The sequence below is a fragment of the Terriglobus albidus genome, from assembly GCF_025685425.1.
In the GTDB taxonomy this organism is placed as follows: Bacteria; Acidobacteriota; Terriglobia; order Terriglobales; family Acidobacteriaceae; genus Terriglobus; species Terriglobus albidus.
The window spans coordinates 186,290-192,836 of record NZ_JAGTAS010000048.1; the positions used below are offsets into that span (position 1 = coordinate 186,290).

The window sequence follows — 6,547 nt, forward strand, 5'->3', positions numbered from 1 at the left end:
AATAGTCGCGCTATGCGCAACGTTGGTTGAGCCGCTGCAGGAATTATCCTTGAGGGTTACACGCCTAAGCTCGAACAGGATGCAACATCAAATCCTTGCCGGCTTATTCTGGATGGCTGTCTTTCCGTTCGCGCGACGCGCGAATGTTTTGCTTAAGGGCACGGCTTTCAGCCGTGCCATCTCGACGCATGAATGAGGTGCGGCTTTAGCCGCTGAGGGCGAGGTGTGGGAGAAGCAGGTTTCTCCGCTAAGCTCCACCCGAACGGACAAAGCTCATTGGGGACCCTGAAGCACCCCATTGGAAGCCATATGAGAAATCGTTGCCCGTACGAAATCACTGATTGGCGCCACAAGAGTCAACTATCTCAGCGTTTTATAGCCTTCTATGAGAAAACGTATTCTCCAGGAGCCAAAGATAAAACCCCATTGATATAATTCGGCCTGCGAAAATAATCGTCTATCGTTGATGATGGATTCGCAGACCGAACCGCTACTATGACCCATCTCGCGCTCGCGCTTTTGAGTGCCAGGCAGCTTGCTACCTTGTCCTGGCCCGACATTTTGATTTTGCTGATGTACTTCGTGCTGGTGATCTTCATCGGCTTCTACGTGAAGGACTCAGCCAACACCAGCGAAGAGTTCTTCCTTGCCGGCCGTGAGATGACGGCCTGGATTGCGGGCCTCAGCTTCGTTTCGGCGAACCTGGGTTCGCTGGAGCTGATGGGGTGGGCGGGAACGGCCTACCAGTACGGCCTGCTGGCGACGCACTGGTACTGGATCGGCGCGATTCCCGCGATGCTGTTCCTCGGCATCGTGATGATGCCGTTCTATTACATCTCCAAGACGCACTCGGTTCCGGGTTATCTACAGCTTCGTTTCGGCGAGGGTGCGCGCGCAGTCAGCGCGGCGACCTTCGGCATCATGACGGTGCTGATGAGCGGCGTAAACATGTACTCCATGGCGCTGGTGATGAAGGTTGTGCTCGGGTGGGATATCAACTTCTCCATCTGGGTCGGCGCCTTTACGGTCGGCCTGTATGTCATGCTTGGCGGTCTGCGTTCGGCCATCATCAATGAAGTACTGCAGTTTGTGCTCATCTGGGCGGGCGCGGCGCTGGTGCCGATTCTCGGCCTGATCGAGGCCGGCGGCTGGACCAACCTGAAGCATCAGATCGCAGCGCAGATCGGCAACGACAGCTACATGCACCTGTGGGCCAACACTGGCAGCTTCCAGGGCAACGCGATGGGCATTCACTGGACCGGCCTGGTCTTCGGTCTTGGATTCGTTATCAGCTTCGGTTACTGGACGACGGACTTCCTGGTGGTGCAGCGTGTACTCTCGGCGAACAATCTGCGTGCGGCCAAGTTGGCTCCAATCATCGGCGCCATCTTCAAGATGGCTGTGCCGCTGATCGTTATTCTGCCGGGCGTGCTGGCGATTGCCGTGCTGCGCAATCCCGATGGAACCCTGATGCACCTGGTCTCGGAGAGCGAAGCGATCCGCACCGGCCAGCACAGCTTCAACGAAGCTCTTCCTTTGATGCTAGTGCGCTACTGCGGCCCTGGCCTGTTGGGTCTTGGTATCACTGCGCTGGTTGCAGGTTTTATGAGCGGCATGGCCGGCAACGTCAGCGCCTTCTCTACGGTGTGGACCTATGACCTGTACGGCGCCTTCATCAAGAAGGATGCCTCCGACAAGCACTACGTGACGGTGGGCCGCGCGTCCACGGTGGTGGGTATGTTGCTGTCCGTAGCGACGGCGTACCTGGTGATGAATGCGGCTTCGATCATGGACTACGTGCAGGCGTTGTTCAGCTTCTTCATCGCGCCGCTGTTCGGGACGGTCATCCTGGGCATGCTCTGGAAGCGCGGCACCAATGCGGGCGGCTTCTGGGGCTTGCTGATCGGTACGTTGTCTTCCATCGTGATGTGGGTCTGGGTTTATAAGGATCCCGGCGCACTGCGATATATCGCGCTCTCACCGGATGCGAAGCCGATGGCGGAGAATCTCTATCGCGCACTTTGGAGCTGGATCATCTGCGTCGTGGTGACGGTAGTGGTCAGCTATATGGGCAAGGCGAAGTCCGATGAGGAGCTCAACGGACTGGTCTACGGAGCCACGGTGATTCCTGCGGAAGACGAAGTCCCACTGTGGCAGCGTCCAATCTTCTGGGCCGTGGTTGTGGCTCTCTTGCTCGTGATCGTCAATCTCATCTTCTGGTAGGAGGAAGCCTCAATGTCCGATCAAACGCCACACCCTATTGAACATGCGCATCCGGCATCCTCGTCGGTAACGGCTCCGGAGAGCGGCCATCGGCCGCTCTCCATCTGGTTCTTCGTCGGGATTCTTTGCCTGGGTTACGGCCTGGTGCTGCTGCCGATCGGTGCATATCAGTTCTCGCATCCGCCGGCAGTCGTTCTTGCAGAACTTCACTCCACCTTCTGGTGGGGACTCGGGATGACGCTCTTCGGCGCTTTTTACACGATCCGCTTCCGGCCATAACCCCGGAGCAGGATCGTGTCTTAAAATAAAAACGTTTTCATGGGAGTCTGAGCCGTGCACCTTTGGAAGTTTGCCGCGCCGTGCCTGGCGCTTGTTGCCTGCCTGGTCTCTGTTCCTGCACTGACGGCGCAGGATGTTCACGTGAAGGTCTCTCCTGATTCGAAGGGCAATACCTCCAGCAGCGATGACTTTCCCACGATTCAGATGGCGATGGATCACGCGCCTGACCCCGGACCCAACGGACGCCTGTATTTGCATATCGCTCCCGGTACGTACAAGGAGCGTGTGTGGGTCTCCCGTCGCCGTGCACGCACCACTTTTCTCGGTACCGGCAGCGATCCGTCACAGGTGGTGATTACGGCCGCACGCACCGGCCCAACCACTGGTGGCACGTTCTTCTCTGAATCGGTCGAGATCAATGGTGATGATTTCCAGGCGGATAACATCACCTTTGAGAACACTGCCGGTAATAGCGGGCAGGCTGTTGCCATTGCGGTCAGTTCCGATCGCGCCATCTTCAAGCGTTGCCGCTTCCTTGGCGATCAGGACACGCTCTTTGCCGACTTCGGCCGCCAGTACTATGTGGACTCCTACATCGCCGGCGGCGTGGACTTCATCTTTGGCAATGCGACAGCGGTCTTCGACAAGAGTGAGATCCACATCTTCCGTCCCGGTTATCTGACGGCGCAGTCGCGCACGACAGCGACCCAGACGACGGGTTATGTCATCACCAACTCGAAGGTGACGGCCGAGAATGTTGAGGGCAAAGGCTTCTATCTCGGCCGTCCGTGGCGCGCGTACTCACGCGTTGTTTTTATGCATACGGAGCTGCCGGCAACACTGAACCCGCAGGGCTGGCAGGAGTGGAAGTCGAATGCCGCTGATCTCGCCAGGACCTTCTACGGAGAGTTCGGCAATACCGGTCCGGGAGCGGATACGGCACATCGTCCTTCATGGACGCATCAGCTTACTGCCGCGGAGGCAAAGCCGTTTGGGCCAACGGTCTTCCTGAAGGGAAGCGATGGCTGGAATCCGGTCGCGGAAGCAGCAAAGCTGCCATAACTAGCTGCATCGGGAGCGACAGGGATTATGCGATTCGTACTGTTCCGCAAGAGTCTTGCCAGTATCGTATTCACCGCCGCGGGAGTACTGGCTGCGCAGAGCCATATCGATGTGCCTCCTGTAGCTGCCGGAGGCGGTGGCGATCCTCGCCCGGAGCAGTACTTTCAGGTGCAGCCTCCATTCGATAGCGGCAACTTCATCAAGCCCGGCAACTCACTGACCCCTGCACAGAGAAAGGCGCGCAATGCGGCGTGGCGGCATGAGATTCGCCGGCAGCTTTACGTTCCGGACCGTCTGCCGGCGCTCGATGCAAAGGTATGGTCAAGCTTCTCGCCGATGCCCGGAGTCGTTGCCGATCGTGTGACCTATGCAACGGCCGACGGTATGCGTGTTCCGGCGATCGTCTATCGTCCTGATCCCAAGCTGCTGAAGCCGGGGCAGAAACTGCCCGGCATCGTGGTCGTGAACGGACACGGCGGCGATAAGTTCAGTTGGTATGCCTTTTACAGCGGCCTGCTCTTCGCAAAGGCAGGCGCGGTTGCCGTAACCTACGATCCGATCGGCGAGGGAGAGCGCAACGCGCATCGCGCCAGCCGTGAGAGTCCGTCACCACACGATGCGGCCGTCGATCAGCCGCACTGGGGACAACGGCTTGCGGGTCTGATGCAGGTGGATGTGATGCAGGCGGTCAGCTATCTGCGTTCGCTGCCCCAGGTCGATTCCGCGCGCATCGGTACGGTCGGCTACTCCATGGGTGCTTTTGTCAGTGGTATCACGGGAGCAATCGACATGCGGATTCATGCCGTGCTGTTAAGTGGTGGCGGCACCTTTGATGGACCGCATGAGTACTTCGATACTGGCAAGCTGCCCTGCCAGGCGCCTCCGTATCGCGCGCTGGCGGTGCTGGGCGATCGCGGACCGATTCTCTACACGCTGAACGCCGAACGCGGTCCCATGTACGTGATGAATGGCGATGCGGATACGGTGATGAAGATGAGCGATCATCCTCCAGCGTGGTTCGCGGCGACGCGGGAGCGTGCCGCGCGTCTGATGGGTACTGAAGATGGGTTGTTTACGACGGTGCTGTATCCGGGGATCAGCCATCGCACTAGTTGGGTCAATCTCGATGGCATGCTGTGGCTCAACCGGCAGCTGCACTTTGCGTTCTGGGATGAGGCGGGAATCCGTGCTGCCGGGACGACCCACATCTCCGAGTGGATTCAGAAGAACAACGTGGAGATCTCGAAGAACTACATCCGGGAAGACCGCGAAGGCGGACTGGATGCAGTCGGAACCGGGTTTCCGGGAATTCCGCGAGCGGACCTGATGGTGCTTTCGGAAGAGGAGTGGAAACGGGAGCAGAAGCAGCTTCTGTACGAGTCGTGGGCTGCGGAGATGCAGGCGCGGAATGCCGCTCGTTGAGGGAAGCCCGGCGCTGTCCCAGAATGGTACATTTGACCTCCCCGGTTCGCGAGGAATTCATCGAGGGGCGCTGAAACCGGGCTATTCTAGGTTCACGAAGTCAGCCACAATTTGCAGCAAGCGGGTGGGGTCCCGGGACGACGAGTGAGCCTCAAAAAGGGGATCGTGTGTGCGAAACCCGCCGGCTAGATGTGTGTGTGGACCAAATTCCCTCTATTAGGACACTAACGTGCTGAAACACCGAATTCTTCTGCTAACGCTGGCTGCCGTCGGCGTTGCATCTCTCTCCCTGCACGCACAGAGTTCGTCGTCTTTGCAAGCAACAACTTCGGACTGGTCCGTAAATGCCAATCGGCCCGCACTCCAACTCGCTGCCCTCGACATGAGCAGCTCGTCTCAGCCGATTGGATCGATGGATGAGGCAGATGCGGCCGATGCAGATGCGGCCGATTCCGGAACGATCATGCCGCCGCCCGCAGGACGGTCGGCCTTCCAGATCCGCCCATTTCGCCAGTACGCCGGCGCATTTCGCTTTGGTTCTCTCGGGTTCGGACCTGAGGTGGCCACGCCGCTTGGCCGGCGAGTAAACCTGCGGATGGGCGCTAACTTCTTTGGATATAGCGGTACTTTTGGGAACGGTGGCTGGAACTACGACGCCAACCTGAACTTCAAGTCCGGACAGGTGCAGGTGGACTACTTCCCCTTCTATAAGGCAGGCGGTTTCCACGTCAGTCCGGGTATTGCCTTCCAGAAGAACCATGGATCGGCATTCATTCATATCGATCCAGGTGCACGGTTCGATATGGGTGATGGCACCTACACGAATTCGGCGACCGATCCGGTCAAAGGAAATGCCACGTTTGCTTACGACCGCACGGTGGCTCCGATGGTCACCTTCGGCTTCGGCAACTTGATTCCGCGTAATGGCCGCCGCTGGAGCATTCCGGTGGATCTGGGTGTGGTCTTTACGGGAGCTCCGAAGTTCGGTCTGGACATGGATGGGACAGTCTGCGATACCCAGGGCTGCGGCAAGCTTTCGACCGATGCGACTGCGATGGCTGACATGCAGCGCCAGCGGGTGAAGATCCAGAACGATCTCAACTCCTACGCAACGGTGTATCCGGTGATCTCCGTTGGCTTCGCTTGGAACTTCGGATCGCGTGAGTAGTCTTGATTGATTTTTCGGAGCCGCATGCACGTTAGGCTTCGCATGGGACGGTGAAAGCCGTCCCATTTCTCTCTAGTGGCATCTCTGGTAACAACAAACGCCTCGCAATCTGCGAGGCGTTGTTGATTTTGACCTCAACGGCTAAAGCCGCATATCTTGCAGCCCATGTGCAGCCTGGAAGATAGGTAACAGTTTAGACCGGGCAGATGGGTAACACTTTTTGCTCGGTAGGTTTATGAATGTGAGCCATTTTTTTGTCTCAGGTAGTGGTGGAGGCGGTGGGAATCTGGGAATTTCGGTTGTATGAAATTTCCAGATTTCCATCGCCTTGTTGTTGGGGTAGGTTGCCGACGTGAAGTTGCTGTGCGTCGAAGTAGGCGATGGGGAAGGTTG

General features: G+C 58.0%; 5 protein-coding genes. All 5 read left to right on the top strand.

Annotated features, from left to right (window positions below; all coding sequences use genetic code 11):
• Nucleotides 1-495 precede the first annotated feature (495 nt).
• The 5 genes from OHL21_RS08825 (at nt 496) to OHL21_RS08845 (ending at nt 6,154) form a co-directional block, all read left to right on the top strand.
• Nucleotides 496-2,223 carry a sodium:solute symporter family protein gene (locus OHL21_RS08825; RefSeq protein WP_263416890.1) on the top strand — a complete coding sequence of 576 codons (1,728 nt, stop codon included), beginning with the start codon at nt 496-498 and terminating at the stop codon, nt 2,221-2,223.
• A 12-nt stretch (nt 2,224-2,235) separates the two neighbouring features.
• Nucleotides 2,236-2,502, top strand: a complete 267-nt coding sequence (locus OHL21_RS08830; RefSeq protein WP_263416891.1) for a hypothetical protein — start codon at nt 2,236-2,238, stop codon at nt 2,500-2,502.
• 54 nt (nt 2,503-2,556) lie between these two features.
• Nucleotides 2,557-3,564, top strand: coding sequence for a pectinesterase family protein (locus OHL21_RS08835; protein WP_263416892.1), 1,008 nt, complete (start codon nt 2,557-2,559; stop codon nt 3,562-3,564).
• A 27-nt stretch (nt 3,565-3,591) separates the two neighbouring features.
• The gene (locus tag OHL21_RS08840) at nt 3,592-4,986 is read left to right on the top strand and encodes an alpha/beta hydrolase family protein (RefSeq protein WP_263416893.1); all 1,395 of its coding nucleotides are present in this window, start codon (nt 3,592-3,594) and stop codon (nt 4,984-4,986) included.
• A 229-nt stretch (nt 4,987-5,215) separates the two neighbouring features.
• Nucleotides 5,216-6,154 (top strand): hypothetical protein, encoded by a 939-nt coding sequence (locus OHL21_RS08845; protein WP_263416894.1) that lies wholly within the window; start codon nt 5,216-5,218, stop codon nt 6,152-6,154.
• The last annotated feature ends 393 nt before the right edge of the window (nt 6,155-6,547 follow it).

What these genes read in the sequence shown, in the direction of transcription:
- OHL21_RS08840 (WP_263416893.1), top strand. Translation starts at nt 3,592, where the DNA reads ATGCGATTCGTACTGTTCCGCAAGAGTCTTGCCAGTATCGTATTCACC.
- OHL21_RS08825 (WP_263416890.1), top strand. Translation starts at nt 496, where the DNA reads ATGACCCATCTCGCGCTCGCGCTTTTGAGTGCCAGGCAGCTTGCTACC.
- OHL21_RS08830 (WP_263416891.1), top strand. Translation starts at nt 2,236, where the DNA reads ATGTCCGATCAAACGCCACACCCTATTGAACATGCGCATCCGGCATCC.